General features: G+C 70.3%; 11 protein-coding genes and 1 pseudogene. 10 read left to right on the top strand and 2 right to left on the bottom strand.

Features of this window, described 5'->3' with window-relative positions:
• Window positions 1-261 precede the first annotated feature (261 nt).
• From JEQ17_RS14060 to JEQ17_RS14050, 3 genes are all read left to right on the top strand, one after another.
• Entirely contained in the window at window positions 262-2376 is a 2115-nt protein-coding gene (locus tag JEQ17_RS14060; protein WP_200401484.1) for an ATP-binding protein, read from the top strand.
• Window positions 2377-2569: 193 nt separating this feature from the next.
• Window positions 2570-4267, top strand: a complete 1698-nt coding sequence (locus JEQ17_RS14055) for a PucR family transcriptional regulator (protein ID WP_200395581.1) — start codon at window positions 2570-2572, stop codon at window positions 4265-4267.
• A gap of 366 nt (window positions 4268-4633) precedes the next feature.
• Window positions 4634-6079, top strand: a complete 1446-nt coding sequence (locus tag JEQ17_RS14050) for an aldehyde dehydrogenase family protein (protein ID WP_200395580.1) — start codon at window positions 4634-4636, stop codon at window positions 6077-6079.
• 80 nt (window positions 6080-6159) lie between these two features.
• Here JEQ17_RS14050 and JEQ17_RS14045 read toward each other — a convergent pair whose 3' ends face one another.
• The gene (locus JEQ17_RS14045; protein WP_200395579.1) at window positions 6160-9090 is read right to left on the bottom strand and encodes a glycoside hydrolase family 3 C-terminal domain-containing protein; all 2931 of its coding nucleotides are present in this window, start codon (window positions 9088-9090) and stop codon (window positions 6160-6162) included.
• Between the two features lie 384 nt (window positions 9091-9474).
• Here JEQ17_RS14045 and JEQ17_RS14040 point away from each other — a divergent pair, with 384 nt between their 5' ends.
• The 7 genes and pseudogenes from JEQ17_RS14040 (at window position 9475) to JEQ17_RS14010 (ending at window position 19081) form a co-directional block, all read left to right on the top strand.
• The gene (locus tag JEQ17_RS14040; RefSeq protein ID WP_200395578.1) at window positions 9475-11160 is read left to right on the top strand and encodes an extracellular solute-binding protein; all 1686 of its coding nucleotides are present in this window, start codon (window positions 9475-9477) and stop codon (window positions 11158-11160) included.
• 26 nt (window positions 11161-11186) lie between these two features.
• Window positions 11187-12326, top strand: a complete 1140-nt coding sequence (locus JEQ17_RS14035) for an ABC transporter permease (RefSeq protein ID WP_234048195.1) — start codon at window positions 11187-11189, stop codon at window positions 12324-12326.
• Window positions 12323-13279 (top strand): carbohydrate ABC transporter permease, encoded by a 957-nt coding sequence (locus JEQ17_RS14030; protein WP_200395577.1) that lies wholly within the window; start codon window positions 12323-12325, stop codon window positions 13277-13279. Before JEQ17_RS14035 ends, JEQ17_RS14030 begins: the two co-directional genes overlap by 4 nt.
• A gap of 151 nt (window positions 13280-13430) precedes the next feature.
• Entirely contained in the window at window positions 13431-15686 is a 2256-nt protein-coding gene (locus JEQ17_RS14025) for a WD40/YVTN/BNR-like repeat-containing protein (RefSeq protein ID WP_200395576.1), read from the top strand.
• Complete coding sequence (locus tag JEQ17_RS14020; protein ID WP_200395575.1) at window positions 15683-17788, top strand: beta-galactosidase; 2106 nt, start codon at window positions 15683-15685, stop codon at window positions 17786-17788. Before JEQ17_RS14025 ends, JEQ17_RS14020 begins: the two co-directional genes overlap by 4 nt.
• Before the next feature lie 56 nt (window positions 17789-17844).
• Window positions 17845-18165, top strand: a pseudogene (locus JEQ17_RS14015) (glycoside hydrolase N-terminal domain-containing protein); the annotation flags it as partial.
• A gap of 202 nt (window positions 18166-18367) precedes the next feature.
• On the top strand, window positions 18368-19081 hold the full coding sequence (locus tag JEQ17_RS14010; RefSeq protein WP_200395574.1) for a glycoside hydrolase family 12 protein: 714 nt from the start codon (window positions 18368-18370) through the stop codon (window positions 19079-19081).
• Between the two features lie 87 nt (window positions 19082-19168).
• Here JEQ17_RS14010 and JEQ17_RS14005 read toward each other — a convergent pair whose 3' ends face one another.
• Entirely contained in the window at window positions 19169-19936 is a 768-nt protein-coding gene (locus tag JEQ17_RS14005; RefSeq protein ID WP_234048194.1) for an ABC transporter permease, read from the bottom strand.
• Between the last annotated feature and the right edge of the window lies 1 nt (window position 19937).

The following is a 19937-nucleotide window of genomic DNA, read 5'->3' as shown; positions in this document are numbered from 1 at the left end:
GGCCTGCGAACAGGTTCTTCGGACGCCCGGCTTCCTTCTTCGCAGGCTAGAGCCGGGAACGGGGGGTGGGCATGCTCCATCTGGGCGGTGTCGGGAGATTCGGTTGTCCGCCATGGACATAGCGTGGGCGGTGAGCGGCGAGGGCCCGGGGTGTCCGTATCGCCGCGTACCCGGCCCGGTAAGCGGTGAACTCCCCTTGTGAGGGCGTTAGATTGACTCGCAAACGACGTATGGAGCGGCTGGTCAGGGGTGGCAGAGGCGATGGACAGCGACGGCACGCAGGACGCACGGGGCACGCACGCCGATCGTGTGCCGCGGCCGGCGGGACCGCCCCAGGTGCCGCCACGGCCCGCGCAGGCGCCAGGGATGCCGTCGGCGCCGGACGGGTCCGCCTTTCTCACCTGGCTGCGGACCCCGCGCCCCGAGGCCGCCCCGGGCGTGTGGCGCTTCGGGCATCTGCCGCGGCCGGACGAGGAGCCCGAGCGGATTCCGGCCCGGCAGCTGATCGGCGGGGCGCTCATCGCGTTCCTCGTGGGATGGCTGATCTGGTCGCTGCTGTGGAACGGCTACCTCGGCGGCTGGTGGCTGCTGCCGCTCTACGCGATGATCCCCGACTCCTGGGCCGAGCCCCACAGCTTCGGTTCCGTCGTGGTCGTCTACGCCTACTACGTGACCATCGCCCTCGGGATCATGATCGGGGTCGGGCGCCTCGGCCGCTGGAGCGAGGTGTGGCAACGCTACGGGCTGCCCGCCTGGCGCCGGGCCGCACCCGTGAGCGAGCGGCCGCCCGCGCCCGAGGAGGACCCGGCGCAGTGGAACCAGCTGCGCGCAGCCGGAGCCGCCGACGCCGCCGAGCGGCTCGGTGCCGAGGCCAGGGCCGGACGCATGCGCGATGTCGACCAGGCCAGGATCGCCCGCGCCTGGCAGGGCGTGCGCAGCGGACGCCACAGTCTCGCCACCTTCAGCGGTGCCGTTCTGCAGGACGGAGCCGCCGCCTGTCTGCACCCCTCCGGCGAGCGGGACCTGCCGGGACGGCTCGCCAAGCACGACCTCGTCACCGGGCAGGTACGGCTCGGCACGACCGCCGACGACCCGCGGAACCCGTACTCCTACCGTGGGACCGGCCTCGCGCTCGGACCTGACCTGCTGGGCACTTCGCTGCTCGCCGTCGGGCCCGCCGGGTCCGGCAAGACCGGCGGGGTCGTCTGGCCGCTCGCCGAGTCGCTGTGCCTGCACGCGCTCGCGGGGCGGGCCGCCGTGGTCGTCGTCGGGGCCGCGGGGGCGGGGCTCGGGCCGGTGGACGCGTACGACGTCGTGGTGCGGGTGGGCAATCCCGAGTCGGTGTACGACCTCGATCTGTACGGCGGGACCACCGACCCCGACGAGGCGGCGGCCGTGCTCGCCGAGGCGCTCGTCGGGGACCTCGCCGATCCGCATCCCGGCGCCGACAGCAGGCGGTCCACGACCGTGCTGGCCCAGTTGCTCGGGCCGTTCCGGGGCGTGCACGGCCGTTTCCCGTCCGTGCCCGAGCTGAGGCAGCTGCTCGACGGCGCGCCCGGACCGCTGGGCGCACTGCGCAAGGCGCTCACGGAGGGCGGCCAGGAGTCACTGCTGCGCGAACTCGACGCTCGGGAGCGGCAGTTGGGGCATCCGGGGGATGTGGGCAGTGTGCTCGCCGACCGGGTGGCACTGTTGGACCGGCCCGCGTTCGCCGGGTTCTTCGACACGTCCGGGCAGTCCCGTCCCTTCTCCTTGCGTGCCCTCGACCATCCCGTGCGGGTGCGGATCGACCTGCCCGAGCGCGGGCATGCCGACGCCTCCCGGATGCTCGCGCGGCTCGTGCTCGCCCAGTTCGCGGCGAGCGTCGCCGTACGGGAGGACCGGTCACTGTTCGCCTGTCTCGTGCTCGACGACGCCACGGGAGTCATCACGCCCGAGGCCGTACGGGGCATTCAGCGGCTGCGGTCCGCCAACGCCGGGGTCGTCATGACCCTGCGCACGCTCGACGACGTGCCCCGGCCGCTGCGGTCGCCGCTGCTCGGTGCGATCGGGTGCCGGATGGCGCTGTCCGGGCTCACACCGTGGGACGGGCAGGACTTCGCCGAGGTGTGGGGCAAGGAGTGGACCGAGGCGCGGGACGTCACCGACCGGCAGATCATCGCGGAGACGCCGGCCGGCAAGGCCGTACACATGCTGCGACGGGTGATCACCGGCAACGCGCCCACCGCCCGGGCCGTGACGGTACGGCAGGTCGAGCGGGAGCGGTGGTCCGCGTCCGAGCTGGCGCACGGGGTGCCGCCGGGGCACGCGGTGCTCTCGCTCACCAGCGTACGCGGGGAGCACGCGCCCCCGCTGCTGGTGGATCTGCGGAGCTGAGGCGGCTGCGGGAGCCGAGGGCTCCTGAGGGACATTTGATGGGTGTGCCGAGCAGGACGTCCGGACATATGGTCACGGGCCGACCGTACGGTGAGGCAGAATCGACATAGGTCGTTCATACGCTGCGGCCAAAAGATCACAAAGATCACATTGCCCGTGACCGTAGAAGAACCTGTGAAGACCTGAAGGCCTCATGCCCCCCACGCTCGCCTCGCTCGTCCATCACTCGGCGCTGAAACTCACCGTGCGCGCGGGCGGGGAACGTCTGGACACCCCCGTCCGCTGGGTGCACGCCAGCGAGCTCACCGACCCCGTGCCGTACATGGAGGGCGGGGAACTGCTCCTCATCACCGCGCTCAAGCTGGACGCGGAGGACGCCGATGCCATGCGGCGGTATGTGAAGCGGCTGGTGGGGGCCGGGGTGGCCGGGCTCGGCTTCGCCGTCGGGGTGCACTACGAGGAGACGCCCAAGGCGCTCGTCGACGCGGCGGAGGGCGAGGGGCTGCCACTGCTGGAGGTGCCGCGGCGCACACCCTTCCTCGCCATCAGCAAGGCCGTGTCCGCCGCCATCGCCGCCGATCAGTACCGGGCGGTGACGGCGGGCTTCGCGGCACAGCGGGAACTGACCAAGCAGGCGTTGAGCGACGGGCCCGAGGGGCTGCTGACCGCGCTCGCCTCGCAGGTGGACGGATGGGCCGCCCTGTACGACGCGTCCGGCGCCGTCGTCGCCACCGCGCCCGAGTGGGCGGGGCGGCGGGCCTCCCGGATCACCGCTGACGTGGAGAAGCTGCGCGAGCGGGCCGCGCCCGCGAGTTCCGTCGTCGGCGGCGCGGGCGACGGTGAGAGCGACGGCGGGGACGGGACCGGCGAGGACCGCGTCGAGTTGCACTCGCTCGGGACGGGCCGACGGGCCCGGGCCGCGCTGGCCGTGGGGACCGCGTCCGCGCTCGGTACGGCCGAGCGGTACGCCGTGCACTCGGCCATCGCCCTGCTCACGCTGACCACGGAACGGTCCCGGTCGCTGTACGCCGCCGAGCAGCGGATCGGCGCGGCCGTGCTGCGGATGCTGCTGGCCGGGCAGCCGGATCATGCGCGGGGGGTTGCCGGGGACCTGTACGGAGGGTTGTTGGACGCGCCCTACCGGATGATCCTGGCCGAGGCCGCGTCGGCCTCCGCGGGGCGGGCCCGCGCCCGGGCCGGGGACGCGGAGGACGGTGGCGGGGCCACGGTCAGCGCCGAGGCCGCCGCCGCCCTTGCCGATGCCGGCGGCGATCTCGTGGCCGGGCTCGGTGAGGTCGTGGAGTCCGCCGCCGCCCGGTCCGGCGAGGCCGTGCTCGTGGTGCCCGACGGGGAGCGGCTCGTGGTGCTCGCCGCGGATCGGGGTGCGGTCGTCGCCGCCTGCGCCCAGTACGCCGAGGCCGTCGGGGGCGCTCAGGGCGGTGGCGAGCAGGCCGGCGACGAGGACGAGCTGGTGGTCGGGATCTCGGCTCCCGCCGGGCCCATCGCCGCGGGGGCCGCCTACAAGCAGGCCGAGCAGGCCCTGTCCGTCGCCCGGCGGCGGGGGCGGGTGCTCGTCGAGCACGAGGATCTGGCCGCGGGGTCCGTGGTGCCGTTGCTCGCCGATGACGCGGTGCGGGCGTTCGCGGACGGGCTGTTGAGGCCCCTGTACGAGCACGACGCCACCGGGCGGGGGGATCTTGTCGCCTCGTTGCGGGCGTGGTTGTCGCGGCACGGGCAGTGGGACGCGGCCGCGGCGGATCTTGGGGTGCATCGGCATACGTTGCGGTACCGCATGCGGCGGGTCGAGGAGATCCTCGGACGGTCCCTGGACGATCCGGATGTACGGATGGAACTGTGGCTGGCCTTGAAGACGACGGCTTCGGCGGAGTAGGAGGGGCTTTTCTCGCCCCCGCCGCCCCTACCCGTCCCGTCCCCTGGGGCTCCGCCCCAGACCCCGTGGGGCGCGATTTCGGGTGCGGGTTCGGCTGTGGCTGGTCGCGCAGTTCCCCGCGCCCCTAGGCGCCTGGGGGCGCGGGGAACTGCGCAGTCTTTTGGGGGTTCGGGGGCGGAGCCCCTGAAAAGGGACGGGAATGGGTAGGGGCGGCGGGGGCGAGAAAAGGTCGGTGACTAGGCCAAAGCGGTGTACCCCGGTGGGGGAGTGCTACGACTCGGACAGGCGTCGCCGAGGCATCGCGGCCCTACCGTGGACGAGGAAGACCAAGAACACCCCCGAACGCGGAAGGGCCCGGACGCGCACATGACCTCCACCCACGCCTTCTGGCTCGCCGGCCGCCAGGCCACAGGCGAGTCCACCTTCGACGTCACCTCCCCGTGGGACGGCCACCTCGTCGGCAAGGTCTCCGTACCGACCGACGCCCAGGTCGAGGAGGCCGTGGCCGCCGCACACGCCGTACGGGACGAGTTCGCCGCCACCCCCGCCCACGTACGCGCCGCCGCCCTCGACCACGTCAGCCGCCGCCTGGTGGAGCGGACCGAGGAGATCGCCCGGCTCATCTCCGCCGAGAACGGCAAGCCGGTCAAGTGGGCCCGCGGCGAGGTCGGCCGGGCCGTGTCCGTGTTCCGGTTCGCGGCCGAGGAGGCCCGCCGGTTCAACGGCGGCGAGGCTCAGCGGCTCGACACCGACGCCGGTGGCCAGGGGCGCCTCGCCCTCACCCGCCGCTTCCCGAAGGGCGTCGTCCTCGGCATCGCGCCCTTCAACTTCCCGCTGAACCTCTGCGCCCACAAGATCGCCCCCGCGATCGCGGCCGGCGCCCCGATCATCCTCAAGCCGGCTCCCGCGACTCCCCTCTCCGGGCTGCTCATCGGCGAGCTGCTGGCCGAGACCGACCTGCCGGCCGGGTCCTGGTCCGTGCTGCCCGTGGCCAACGACAAGATGCCCGCCCTCGTGCAGGACGACCGGCTGCCGGTCATCTCGTTCACGGGGTCCGACAAGGTCGGCTACGCGATCATGGACTCCGTGCCGCGCAAGCACCTCACCCTCGAACTGGGCGGCAACGGCGCGGCCGTCGTCCTCGCCGACTGGGCGAGCGACGAGGACCTGGACCGGGCGGCCTCACGGATCGCCACCTTCTCCAACTACCAGGGCGGACAGTCCTGCATCTCCGTACAGCGGGTGATCGCGGACGCGTCCGTGTACGACCGGCTGCTGCCCCGTGTGGTGGCCGCCGTCGAGGCGCAGGTCACCGGTGATCCGGCCGACGACGCCACCGATGTCGGGCCGCTGGTGAGCGAGGACGCCGCCAAGCGGGTCGAGACCTGGGTGGACGAGGCCGTGAACGCCGGCGCCACGCTGCTCGCGGGCGGCAAGCGGGACGGTGCCTCGTACGCGCCGACCGTGCTGGCCGATGTGCCGGCCGATGTGACCCTCTCCTGCGAGGAGGTCTTCGGGCCCGTGCTCACCGTGCAGAAGGTGGAGGGGGAGGCGGCAGCCTTCGCCGCCGTCAACGAGTCCAAGTACGGGCTCCAGGCAGGGGTGTTCACCCACGACCTGCAGACCGCCTTCCGTGCCCACCGCGCGCTCGAAGTGGGCGGGGTGGTGGTCGGTGACGTGCCTTCCTACCGCGCCGACCAGATGCCCTACGGCGGCGTGAAGCAGTCAGGGGTCGGGCGTGAAGGCGTGAAGTTCGCGATGGACGACTACACGTACGAGCGCGTGCTCGTCCTCACGGGGCTCGCTCTCTGAGATCAGGCGCCGAGACGTCACGCGACGGCCGGAGTCCGCTGTGCGGGGACTCCGGCCGTCGTCGTACCTCGTCCGGACCCTCAGCCGGAGAAGCCGACGCGCGCGAGCCGTACCGGGCCGCGCAGCCCGATGTGCAGGTCGTGCACCTCGGTGGCGCTGAACGGGGTGACGACGGTGGTGTAGTCGTACGGTCCCGGCGTGGCCGGGACATCGAGCCGGGCGATCACCGGGCCGCCGTCCAGGGCCAGTTCGAGTGAGCCCTCACCGGACGCGTCGACGGACACCTCGACGGTGACCGTCCTGGTCGCCGGGCCGAAGTCGCAGCCGCGGTAGACCAGTTCGGCGGCGTTCCCCTGGCTCCCCTGGCTCCCCTGGTTCCCGTGGCTCCCGCGCGCGGGTGTCACCGCGTCGCCCGACAGTTTCGTACGGTCGACGATCTCCGCACCCCGCTGCTCGTCGAAGTCGGCCACGTTCAGGCCGAGTTCGAGGACCGGGCGCGGGGTGGCGGGCGTGCCGTCCAGGTCGACCGTCGCGCGCAGCCGGACGTCCTCGCTGGACGCGCCCACGAGGAGTTCGTACGGGCCCGGCTCAAGGCGTCGGATGCCGTGGGCGACGTCCCAGAACTCGAAGACGGACAGCGGGAGTTCGAAGGTCAGCTCGGTGGAGGCGCCGGGCAGTACATGGACCCGGCGGTGGGCCAGCAGTTCGCGGCGGGGGCGGGAGACCGAGGGCGTCACGGCACGGGAGTAGAGCTGGGCCACCTCGTCGCCGGGCGTGCTGCCCGTGTTGGTGACCGTGAAGGTGACATGCACGGAGTTCTCGCCCACGTGAGCCACGAGGTTCCCGTACTCGAAGGACGCGTACGACAGGCCGTGGCCGAAGGGGAAGAGCGGGGTGCCCTCGAAGTACAGGTACGTCTGGCGGCTGCCGATCACGTCGTAGTCGAGGAGGTCGGGGAGGTCCGCGTCCGAGGCGTACCAGGTCTGGGGGAGCCGGCCCGCCGGGGAGACGTCGCCCGCCAGGACACGGGCCAGTGCCGTGCCGGCCGCCTGGCCGCCGTGGGCCGTCCAGAGGACGGCGGGGAGGTCCGTGGCATCGGTCGCGTACGGGTAGGAGGACGTGATCACCAGGGCCGTGCGGGGGTTCGCGGCGCGGGCCGCCTCCAGGAGGCGCCGCTGGTGGGCGGGGAGGGCGAGGGTCGTACGGTCCTCCGTCTCTCGGCCGTTGATGTGCGGGTCGTTGCCCGCGACCACGAGGACCACGTCGGCCGCGGCGGCCGTGCGGGCCACCGTGTGCTCGCCGCGTTCCGTGATCTCCAGTTCGAGGATTTCCGGGTTCTCGGCGGCAACCTTCACGCCGTCGGCGGTGACAGAGACGTAGCGCCCCGTACCGATGTGCTTCAGGAGGTGACCGCCCTCATGGGATCCGTGGGATTCACCGGATTCGCGGGGCCCATGAGATGCATGGGATCCGTGAGGCTCCAGGCGGAAGGTCTCCTGGACGACCCAGCCGCCGGGCTGGTCGGCGGAGGCGCGTACGAAGCCGTCGTCGGCGACCGAGAGATAGCGGCCGTCGGGCGCGCGCAGGGTGAGGACGCCCCCGCCCCAGTCGATCAGCGCGAGTTCGGTGCCCGTGGTGTCGGTGGTGAGCGGGGGCAGGTCCGTGCGGCCCGCGAGGAGGGCAGGGTCCAGCGCACCCTCGGCGCCCCGGACCTCGTCGGTCGCGTCGTCCGCCGGCGGCACCCTCAGATACGTACCGGCGGAGGTCTTGATGCGTACGCGGTCCACGCCCTCGGCGAAGTCCACGCGGTCGGCGCCGAAGCGTTCGTAGAGGCCTTCGAGCGGGGTGGAGCGGTGGATGAGGGTGCCGCTGTACCAGTCGAGCTTGCACTCGTCGGCGAGCAGGCCCACCACCGCGATGCGGGTGTCCTGTCCGGTGAGGGGGAGCAGGCCGTCGTTCTTGAGGAGGACGATCGCCTGCTCGGCGGCTTCCCGCGCGAGGGACCGGTGTGCGGGGGTGTCGAAGTCCTTGGTGTCGGTGTACGGGTCCAGGCGCGGGTCGAACTCGCCGAGGCGGAAGCGGATCGCGAGCTGTCGGCGGACCGCCGCGTCGATGTCGGACTCGGTCAACAGGCCCTGGTCCAGGGCTCCCTGGAGGCGTTCGACGATCTGCGAGCTGTCCGTGCCGTGGTCCGTGAAACTGTCGACGCCGGCGATCAGGGAGGCGGCCGTGGCCTCCTCGTGCGTGTCGAAGTAGTGCTCGTGGTCGACCAGGTTGGAGGGCGCGCCCGCGTCCGAGCAGACCAGGAGGTCCTGGTCCGTCCAGGTGCGCAACTGCTCGCGCAGATACGGCGACACATGGTTGGGGCGGCCGTTGACCAGGTTGTACGCGGGCATCACGCCGGCCACCGTGCCCGCCTCGACCGTCTCGCGGAAGGCGCGCAGGTCGTACTCGTGCAGCACCCGCGGGCGGACGGAACTCGACGCGGTCGCCCGGTCCGTCTCGTTGTTGTGCGCGAGCCAGTGCTTGAGGATCGGGGCCGTCCGCCAGTACGCGGGGTGGTCGCCGCGCAGGCCCCGGGTGTAGGCGGTGGCGATCGCCGAGGTCAGCTTCGGGTCCTCGGAGTAGCCCTCCTCGTTGCGGCCCCACAGGGGGTGGCGCAGCAGGTTGACCGTGGGCGCCCAGACGTTGAGGCCCACGCGGTCGTCGCGCGAGCGCATCGCGCGGGTCTCGGTGGAGACGGCCTCGCCGACCCGGCGTACGAGCTCGTCGTTCCAGGTCGCGCCGAGGCCGACCGCCTGGGGGAACACCGTCGCCGGGCCCATCCAGGCGACCCCGTGCAGCGCCTCCTGGCCGGTGCGGAACGCGGCGACGCCGAGCCGCTCCACCGCGGGCCCGAACTGGTGCAGCATCGCGACCCGTTCCTCCAGGGTGAGCCGCGACAGAAGATCGTCGATGCGCTTCGCGAACGGCAGCTGCGAGTCGCGGAAAGGCGGCGTTTGAGCGGTCACGCGAGGATCCCTCTGTGGAAGGTGCGGGAGAACTGCCCAGGACTTTCGAAGCGCTTCGATGCTCATTCGACTCCGGGGTGGGTGTCAAGACACCCCGACGCAACAACTCCGAATCCTCACCGCCATCCCAAGGGCCGGAAGCGACCGGTTCAGACCTTTATACCTCCGAGGAATGTTGGAATCGGCTCTTGTGCACCCCCAGGTGTTCACTTAACCTCGCAGCAACATCGAAGCGCTTCGACTCTCGTCGATAGTCGAAGATGTCGCCCCCGGAGGGTGCGCATACCTCCGAGGTCCGCTTCAGCTCAGCCAGTTCCACTCAGACACCGCAGCCGACGGCCCCACCGCCGGGTGTCCTGCTGTGCGCCATGAAGGGTTGACGCAATGACGCCGAACACCTCCGCCTCCGCCCCCAGCCGGAGAAGCTTCCTCGCCTCCACGGCGGTCGCCACCGCCGCGGTGGCCGGCGGGATGCCGCTGCTGGCCGCCTGCGGTGGTTCGCAGGAAGGCCGCAAGGAGGGCACCACGTCCGGGAAGGACGCGAAGAAGCTCCTCCCGGCCTTCGTGGCGCGGAACGTCGTCAGCCCCGACATCCCGGCGAAGAACGGCTCCGCCGCGGGCTTCACCAAGGCGATAGCCACCGCCGACCTGAAGACCTCGGTCGAGAAGAAGCTCGGCAGCGGCGGCGGGCTCAAGGTCATGGCGCCCTTCTGGGGCACTCCTCCGTCGGGGAGCAACGCGTACTACCAGGCCATGAACAAGGCCATCGGCGTCGACGTCACCTGGCAGAACCAGGACGGTGTCACCTACGACGCGAAGCTCGGCGCGGTCCTCGCCTCCAGTGACATCCCCGATGTGGTGGTCGTGCCCGGCTGGAACCTGATGGGCAAGATCCCCGGCGCCATCAACGCCAAGTTCGCCGACCTCGGCCCGTATCTGTCCGGCGACGCGGTCAAGGACTACCCGAACCTCGCGGCCGTCCCGACCGACGCCTGGCAACGCTCCATCTTCGGCGGCCAGTTGCGCGCGATCCCGATGCCCGCGTCGTACGTCACCGACATCGCGCCCCTCTACCGCAGGGACCTCTTCGAGGCGAAGGGGTACGGCGTCCCGAAGAGCCCCGACGAGTTCCTGTCCTGGGCCAAGGAGGCCACCGACGCCAAGTCGAAGGTCTGGGCCTGCGACGACATGAAGTGGACGTCGTTCAACATCTTCGGCGTCCTGTCCGGCAGCGACAAGGCGCTGTGGTGGAACCTCGAAGGCGGCAAGCTGATCAACCGCGTCGAGACCGACGCGTACCTCGAAGCCCTGGAGTGGACACGGAAGCTGTACGCGGCCGACGTGGTCCACCCGGACGCGCGGTCCGGCAAGGCCGGCGGCGACGCGGGCAACCGGTTCAGCGCGGGCGAGGTGCTCGTCTACAACCAGAACATCTCCTCCTGGTGGGGCAAGATGTCCGAACAGCTCACCCAGAACCCGGACTTCGACATGGCCGCGTTCGACATCTTCGGCTCCGACGGCGGCGACCCGAGCCTGTGGGCGGTCCAGCCCGCCAACATCTTCACCTTCATCAGCAAGAAGGCGTCCAAGACACAGATCAAGGACTTCCTCGCCATCGCCAACTTCTGTGCCGCGCCGTACGGCACCACGGAGTTCATGCTCACGAACTTCGGTGTCGAGGGAACCGACTTCGAGGTGAAGAAGGGCCTGCCCACCAAGACCGAGAAGGGCGTCAACGAGGTCAACGGCGCCTTCGACTACACCGGAGACGCGGCACCCTTCGTCGCCCACCCCGACCTCCCCGAGGTCACCAAGGGCATGGTCGAGTGGCAGCAGCGGATGGGCGCCTTCACCAAGAAGTCCTCCTTCTACGGGCTCACCGTCACCGAGCCGAACCGCTGGTCCAACCTCGCCGACGACTTCGAGCAGTTGGAGGACGACGTCGTACGAGGCCGCAAGAAGATCAGCGACGTTCAGCAGGCAGTCTCCGACTGGAAGCAGCAGGGCGGCGACAAGCTGCGCGACTGGTACAAGAAGCTGCTCGACGACAACGGCTCCTCGGCGAACTGACGCCGGACCGAGGCAAGGAGAAGGCCGTGTCGCACAGCACGGTGCCCCGGGGCAGGGCCCAGGCGAGTACCCAGGCGAAGGACGGGGCGGCTCCGTCGGCGGAGGAGTCCGGGGCGGAATCGGTGACGTCGGCGAAGTCCGGGTCAGGGCGGCCGGGGTGGCTCGGGAGGCTCGGGTGGTTGTCGGGCCGGTTCGGCAGGTCCGGCAAGGGCAAGGCCAAGGGCGACGGGCTTTCCGGGAACGTGAGCCTGGGGATCCGGCTGAGGCGCGACCGCACGCTCATCCTGATGACGGTGCCGGCGATCCTGCTCATCCTCGTCTTCAACTACATACCGGTCCTCGGCAACATCGTCGCCTTCCAGGACTACGACCCCTACCTGAGCGACAACGGCTTCGTCGCCATGCTGCAGAGCCCCTGGGTGGGCTTCGAGCAGTTCGACCGGGTCTTCGCCGACTCCGAGTTCTGGCACGCCGTGCAGAACACGTTCGTCCTCTTCTTCCTCCAGCTCGTGCTCTTCTTCCCGATACCGATCCTGCTCGCGCTGCTCATCAACAGCGTGCTCAGGCCCCGGGTGCGCGCGATGGCCCAGGCGATCATGTATCTGCCGCACTTCTTCTCCTGGGTGCTCGTCGTCACCGTCTTCCAGCAGATCTTCGGCGGCGCCGGCGTCATCGCGCAGACGCTCGCCGACCACGGGCACACCGGCTTCGACCTGATGACGGACCCGGAGAGCTTCAAGTACCTCGTGACACTCCAGAGCGTCTGGAAGGACGCCGGCTGGGGCATCATCGTCTTCCTCGCCGCGCTCTCGTCCGTGTCGAACGACCTGTACGAGGCCGCCGCGATGGACGGCGCCAACCGCTGGCGCCGCATGTGGCACATCACGCTGCCCGCGCTGCGACCGGTGATCGCCCTGCTGCTGGTGCTGCGCGTCGGTGACGCCCTCACCGTCGGGTTCGAGCAACTGCTGCTCCAGAGACAGGCGGTGGGCCCGGACGCCTCCGAGGTCCTCGACACCTATGTGTGGTGGAACGGCATCCGCAACCAGGACTTCAGCTACGCGGCCGCCGCCGGTCTGATCAAGGGCATCGTCGGTCTGACCCTCGTCCTCGTGGCCAACAAGGTCGCTCATCTCATGGGCGAGCAGGGGGTGTACAAGAAGTGACCGCTCTCATCGACACACCGGCCGAGGCCGCCGTGAAGCGCGATCGGGGACCGGGCCGTTGGGCGGCTCCGCCCCGGCCGCCCTGGGAGGAGAGGCCCAGCCAGGTCGGCATCGCCTCCAAGGGCCTGGTCCTCACCATCGCGGGACTCGCGATCCTCTTCCCTCTGTGGATCGTCATCGTCACCAGCCTCCAGTCGAAGAAGACCATCGACGAGGCGGGCGGCCTGGTCGTGATCCCCAAGGGCATCACGTTCATCGCCTACCAGGAGCTGCTCAGCGGCGGCCAGGTGCAGCGCGCGGCGCTCGTCAGCCTCGGTGTCACCCTCGTCGGCACGGTGTTCAGCATGGCCGTGTCGGTGCTGTGCGCGTACGGGCTCTCGCGGAGCGGGTCGCTCGGGCACCGGTGGATCCTGATGACGCTGCTGGCCACGATGTTCTTCGGTGCGGGGCTGATTCCGACCTATCTGCTGGTGCAGGCCCTCGGTCTCACCGACACCTATCTGGCGCTGATCCTGCCCAGTGCGGTGAGCGTCTTCAACATTCTCGTGCTGCGGTCGTTCTTCATGGGCATCTCGTCCGAACTCATCGACAGCGCGCGGATCGACGGTGCCGGTGACTGGCGGATTCTGTGGAAAATCGTCATGCCGTTGTCGCGGGCGGTGATCGCGGTGATTTCGCTGTTCTACGCGGTGGGGTACTGGAGTGCGTGGTTCAACGCGTCCATCTACCTGACCGATCAGGACATGATGCCGTTGCAGAACGTCATGATCCAGCTGGTGCAGAAGCAGGAACGGCCGGTGGGACTCGCGACCCAGGTCAACACCGGGCAGTTGTCGTCCCTCGCCATTCAGATGGCCGTGATGGTGATGGCGTTGCTGCCGGTCGCGGTGCTTTCGCCGTTTGTGCAGCGGCATTTCAAGAAGGGCATGCTGACCGGTGCGGTCAAGGGGTGACTTGCGTCCCCCTTCTGGCTCGGCTTGGGATTGTCGGGTTGTTTTTCGGCCGCGGATTGGGCGTGGCTGGTCGCGCAGTTCCCCGCGCCCCTGAGGGGCGCTTGTCCACTCCTCATTTCGAATTTTCCCCTTTCTTGGAACGAGGTATGTCATGCGCACGCCCCGCCTCAGTAGACGTGCTGTTCTTGCCGGTAGTGCTGCCGCGGTTGCCGCTACTGCTGTCTCCGGAGCGGCCGTCAGCCCTGCGGTGGCCGCACCGGTGGCGGACGGGTCCGCGTATCGGTGGCGGAATGTGGTCATTGGCGGGACCGGGTTCGTCACCGGGGTGCTGTTCCATCCCTCCGTACGAGGTCTCGCCTATGCCCGTACCGACATCGGCGGCGCCTACCGCTGGGACGACCGCGCCTCCCGTTGGACCCCGCTCACCGATCACCTCGGGTGGGACGACTGGAATCTGCTCGGTGTCGAGGCGATCGCCGTCGACCCCGCGCATCCCGGGCGGGTCTACCTCGCCCTCGGTACGTACGCGCAGTCGTGGGCCGGCAACGGGGCGGTGCTGCGGTCCGAGGACCGGGGGGCGACCTGGAGCCGGACCGATCTCGATGTGAAGCTCGGGGCCAACGAGGACGGACGGGGTGCGGGGGAGCGGCTGCTCGTCGACCCGAGGGACAGCGACACCCTGTGGCTGGGGACGCGGCACGACGGGCTGCTCAAGTCCACCGACCGTGGGGTCACCTGGGCCGCCGTGAGCGGGTTTCCGGCGAAGGCGAGCGCTTCCGGGCAGGGCGTCGTGTTCCTCGTCGCCGTCGGGCGGGCCGTCTACGCCGGGTGGGGTGACGGCGACGGCACCTCGGGCACGGCGAATCTGTACCGCACGACCGACGGGACGGCGTGGGAGGCCGTTCCCGGGCAGCCGTCCGGCACCGCTGCCAAGGTGCCGATCCGTGCCGCGTACGACACGCACACCCGCGAGCTGTACGTGACCTACGCCAACGCGCCCGGGCCCAACGGCCAGTCCGACGGCAGCGTGCACAAGCTGCGCACCGCGACCGGCACATGGGCCGACGTGACTCCCGTGAAGCCGGGCGGGACCACGGATGGGGGCACCGCCCACACGTTCAGCAGTGGGGGAGGGTCCGCCGACACCTTCGGCTATGGCGGAGTCGCCGTGGACGCCCGCCGCCCGGGCACCCTCGTGGTCTCCACCAACAACCGCTGGGCCGACATCGACACCGTGTACCGCACCACGAACGGCGGCCGTACCTGGACGTCCCTCAAGGACGCTGCTGTGTTCGACGTGTCCGAGACTCCTTACCTCAAGTGGGGCGACGACCAGCCGAAGTTCGGCTGGTGGATCCAGGCGCTGGCCGTGGACCCGTACGACTCGAAGCACATCGTGTACGGGACCGGGGCGACCCTCTACGGCACCCGTGATCTGAAGCGCTGGGCGCCGCAGATCCGGGGCCTGGAGGAGGCGTCCGTGGTGCAGCTGGTGTCGCCCCCGGCCGGGGAGGCGCACCTGCTCAGCGGCTCGCGGGACATCGGCGTGATGTACCACGAGCGGCTCACGGCGTCGCCGGCGCGCGGCATGGCGGCGAACCCCGTGTTCGGGTCGGCGACGGGACTCGCGCAGGCCGCGGCCAAGCCGTCCTACGTGGTGCGCAGCGGATGGGGCGACCACGGCAACGGCGCCTGCTCGAACGACGGGGGCAGGACCTGGGCGCCCTTCGAGGCCCAGCCCGACATCGCCAAGAACGCACCGGGGCCGATCGCCGCAAACGCCGACGGCAGCGCGCTGCTGTGGTCCTTCGTGCACTGGGACGGCACGAGGTACGCAGCCCACCGGTCCACCGACAACGGCACGACCTGGACCGAGATCTCCTCCTTCCCAAAGGGCGCCACGCCGGTCGCCGACCCGGCCGACCCGACGCACTTCTACGCATACGACACCGACACAGGAACGCTACTCGCCAGCACTGACAGTGGCCGTTCGTTCACGGCCCGTGCGGGTGGACTGCCCTCCGGGGACGCCCAGTTCAAGCTCGTCGCCGCGCCCGGGCGGAGCGGTGACCTGTGGCTCTCCGCCAAATGGAACGGGCTCTACCGGTCCACCGACGGCGGCGTGAGCTTCTCGAAGGTGGCCAGCTGCTGGGCCTCGTACACCCTCGGTTTCGGCAAGGCCGCCGACGGCGCCGACTACCCCGCGATCTACCAGGTCGGCTCGACGGACACCATCACCGCCGTCTACCGCTCCGACGACGAGGCGAAGACCTGGACGCGGATCAACGACGACGCCCACCAGTGGGGCTGGACCGGCGAGATCGTCATCGGTGACCCGCGCGTGTACGGCCGGGTGTACCTGGCCACCAACGGGCGCGGCATCCAGTACGGGGAGCCCCTCCGATGAGCCACCCGAACGCGAACGCGAGCCCGGACCCGACCCCGAGCCCCAACCCGAACCCCAACCCGAACCCCAACCCGAAGCCGGACCCGATCTCGGCGCCAACCTCGACCCCGGCTCTGGCTCCGAACCCAGGCCCTCCCGGCCTCGCCGACGCCACCCGCGGCCGCATCCTCTTCGGTGGCGACTACAACCCCGAGCAGTGGCCCGAGGAGACCTGGCAGGAGGACGTACGCCTCATGAAGGCGGCCGGCGTCAACTCCGTCACGCTCGGCGTCTTCTCGTGGGCGAAGCTCGAACCGCAGCCGGGGGAGCGGGAGTTCGGCTGGCTCGACCGGCTGATGGACCTGATGCACGAGAACGGCATCGGGGTTGTCCTCGCCACGCCAACCACCTCGCCCCCGCCCTGGATGGGCCGCCTCCACCCGGACACCCTGCCCCGGGACGAGGACGGCCGCACCGAGTGGTGGGGCGGCCGCCAGCACTTCTCGCACTCCAGCACCACCTACCGCCGCTACGCCGCCGCCATCACCGAGGACCTGGCCGCCCGCTACGGCAGCCACCCGGCCCTCACGATGTGGCACATCAACAACGAGTACTGCACGTACGACTGGGGCGACGAGGCCGCGGCCACCTTCCGCCGCTGGCTCCTGGACAGGTACGGCACGCTCGACGCCCTCAACTCCGCCTGGGGAACGGCCTTCTGGAGTCAGGGCTACGGCGACTGGGAGGAGATCCTGCCGCCGCGGCACGCCCACTACATGAAGAACCCCGGCCAGGTGCTGGACTTCAAACGCTACACCTCCGACATGCTCCTGGAGTGTTACGTCGCAGAGCGCGACATCGTCCGCCGGTACTGCCCGAACATCCCGGTGACCACCAACTTCATGCCGATGTGGGTCGGCCAGGACGCCTGGAAGTGGGCGGCGGAGGAGGACGTCGTCTCCGTCGACATCTATCCCGACCCGCGCGACCCCTTCGGCGCCCAGAACGGCGCGCTCATCCAGGACATGACCCGCTCCCAGGCCCGCGGACCATGGATGCTGATGGAGCAGGCCGCGGGGCCCGTGAACTGGCGGGGCGTGAACCACCCCAAGCCGCGCGGCCTCAACCGCCTCTGGTCCCTCCAGGCCGTCGCCCGGGGCGCCGACGCCGTCTGCTACTTCCAGTGGCGGCAGTCCCGCCAGGGCGCGGAGAAGTTCCACTCCGGCATGGTCAGCCACGCGGGGGAGCAGGGTCGTACCTACCAGGAGGTCAAGCAGCTCGGCGCGGAACTTGCCAGTATCGGCGGAGAAGTGACGGGCAGTCACTCTGAGGCGGACGTCGCGATCCTCCACGAATGGAACGCCTGGTGGGCCGGTGCGCAGGAGGGCCGTCTCTCCTCCGAGGTCGACCATCCGCAGGTCGTGCGTGCCTGGCACCGCGCCCTGTGGGAGGCCCACATCACCACGGACTTCGCGCATCCGGAGCACGACCTGTCCGCGTACCGGCTGGTCGTCGTGCCGCAGCTCTACCTTCTCACCGACCTGGCGATCGACAACCTCGTCGCGTACGTACGAGGCGGCGGCACCCTCGTCAGCGGCTTCCTCACCGGTGTCGCCGACGAGGACGACCGGGTACGGCCCGGCGGCATGGACGAGCGGCTGCGGAAGCTCTTCGGCATCCGAACCCTGCACGAGTGGTGGCCGCTGGACGCGCAGGAGACCGCCGAATGCGATGGATTCCGCGGCACGTTGTGGTCGGAGGAGATCGAGACCGAGGAGGGCGCGGTCGCGGAGGTCCGCTACAAGGGCGGCGAACTCGACGGCTTCCCGGCGGTGTTGCGCAAGGACCGTGCGTGGTACGTCTCCACGCTGCCCGAACCTGCCGCGCTGCGCGGGCTGTTGGCGGGCATGGCGTCCGGCGCGGGCGTGCGGCCGGTGCTCGACGGACTGCCCCCACAGGTCGAGGCCGTCCGCCGGGGAGACCTGCTCTTCGTGCTCAACCACGGGCGCGAGGCGGTCACCGTGCAGGTGCCGGGGATGACGTATCGGGACCTGCTCACCGGCCAACAGGTAACGGGATCAGTGGAGTTGGGGCGCCTCGGAGCGGCGGTGCTCTCACCGTGAGCCCCGACGCATCCCACTCGCCCTCGCCCTCACCATCGCCCACATCCTCACTCTCACTGTCGTCCGCACCCGCACCCGCACTCTCGCCTTCGCCGCACGGCACCTGGGAGCCGCGCCCCGCCCTCCGCCGGGGGGACGCCTTCCTCAGCGGCAACGGCCGTCACGGCGCCATGGTGTTCGGCGATCCGAACGACGACCGTGTCATCGTCACGCACCACACCCTGGTCCGCCCCAACGGCGGCGAGCACGCCACACCCCCGGAGCAGGCGGACCAACTCCCCTTGCTCCAGGACCGGTTGCTCGCCGGAGACCTGACCGCGGCCGAGGATCTCACCGACGGGCGCCCCCTGCAGTGGGTGCAGCCCTTCCACCCCGCCGAGTGGGCATGGCCCGGCCTCGCCGACACCTACGACCACCGGCACCTCAGCCATCCGGACTTCCTCCGGAGCGCGACCGCCCCACCTGCGCGCCGGAGAAGACTGCGTCCTCACCCTGGGGCCGCAGTAGATCCACAGCAGATCTACAGCAGATCCACAGCAGTTCGAACCCCCACACCCCCCCACCCATGGAAGGGACACCATGGCAACACGCACGCTGACCCGGATCACCAAGGCACTCCTGGCTCCCGCGCTCGCTCTCGGCGCCACCATCGGCCTCGCCTCCGCGCCCGCCTCGGCGGCCGTGTGGAACTCCTGCGACCAGTGGGGCAACACCAGCCTGAACGGCTACACGCTCTACAACAACATCTGGGGCTCCGGCGCCGGCAGCCAGTGCATCTGGGCCAACTCCGGTACCAACTGGGGTGTCTGGGCCAACCACCCCAACACCGGCGGCATCAAGTCGTACCCGAACTCCAAGAAGGTGGTCAACAAGACGATCACCTCGCTCGGTTCGCTCAGCAGCAGCTACAACGTCACCGTCCCGTCCTCGGGCGCGTACAACACCTCGTACGACATCTGGGACACCGACTACGACTACGAGATCATGCTCTGGGTCAACTACAACGGAGCCGTAGGCCCGTTGGGCACCTCGCAGGGCAACGTGACCCTCGGCGGCCACACCTGGACCGTCTACAAGGGCAACAATGGCGCCAACGAGGTCTTCTCGTTCCTGCGCACCTCGGACTCGAACTCCGGGACCGTCAACGTCCTGCCGATCCTCAAGTGGATCAAGGACACCAAGGGCTGGATGGGCAACGAGACCATCGGCGACGTGCAGTTCGGCTTCGAGATCACCTCGTCGTCCGGCGGTCTGGACTTCGCGACCAACAACCTGACCCTCTCCAGCAGTTGAGCCACACCGTCACCGCCAGGTGACCGTACGCCCGGGTCGGCGCCGTCCCCCACACGGGGCCGGCCCGGGCCGCGCCCATCTCTGCGCCTACCGCTGTGACGTCGTCTCCCTCACCCACGGCAGCAGCGTCCGCTCGGCGAGCACGAGCGCGTAGAACAGCGCCACGCTCATCACGCCGAGCAGGGCGATCGCGGCGAACGCCAGCGCGGTGTCGGAGTTCGCCCCGGACTGCACGACGACGAAGCCGAGCCCTTCGTCGCCGGCGCTGAACTCGCCGATGACCGCGCCGACGGCCGACAGCGGCATGGCGACCTTCAGCCCGACGAAGATCTGCGGCAGCGCGCTCGGGAAGCGGAACCTGAGGAACGTCTGGGTGCGCGACGCGCGCAACGACCGTGCCAGCTCGACGAGTTCGACCGGTGTCGAGGTGAGCCCGCCCGCGACCGACAGCACGACGGGGAAGAAGCAGACGAGCAGCGCCATGACGACCTTGGGCTGCTGCCCGAACCCCATCCACACCACCAGCAGCGGGGCCAGCGCCACTTTGGGCACCGCGTTGAACGCCACCAGGAGCGGCGAGAACATCAGCTCCACGATCCGCGACGCCGCGATCGCCACCCCGATCACCAGCCCCGCCGCCACGGCCAGCGCGAAGCCCAGCACGATGACGACGAACGTGGTGACCGCCTCGCCCAGCAGATAGCCGGGGACGCGGAGGAAGGCGTCCAGTACGTCCGCGGGTGACGGCAGGACGATCTCCGGTACGTCGAACACGACCACGGCCAGTGCCCAGGCGCCGATCGCGGCGGCCAGCCCGAGCACGGGCCAGCCGAACTCCATCACCCGCCTGAGCACT

Source organism: Streptomyces liliifuscus (assembly GCF_016598615.1).
Taxonomy (GTDB): domain Bacteria; phylum Actinomycetota; class Actinomycetes; order Streptomycetales; family Streptomycetaceae; genus Streptomyces; species Streptomyces liliifuscus.
This window is presented reverse-complemented; position numbering and strand designations above follow the sequence as displayed.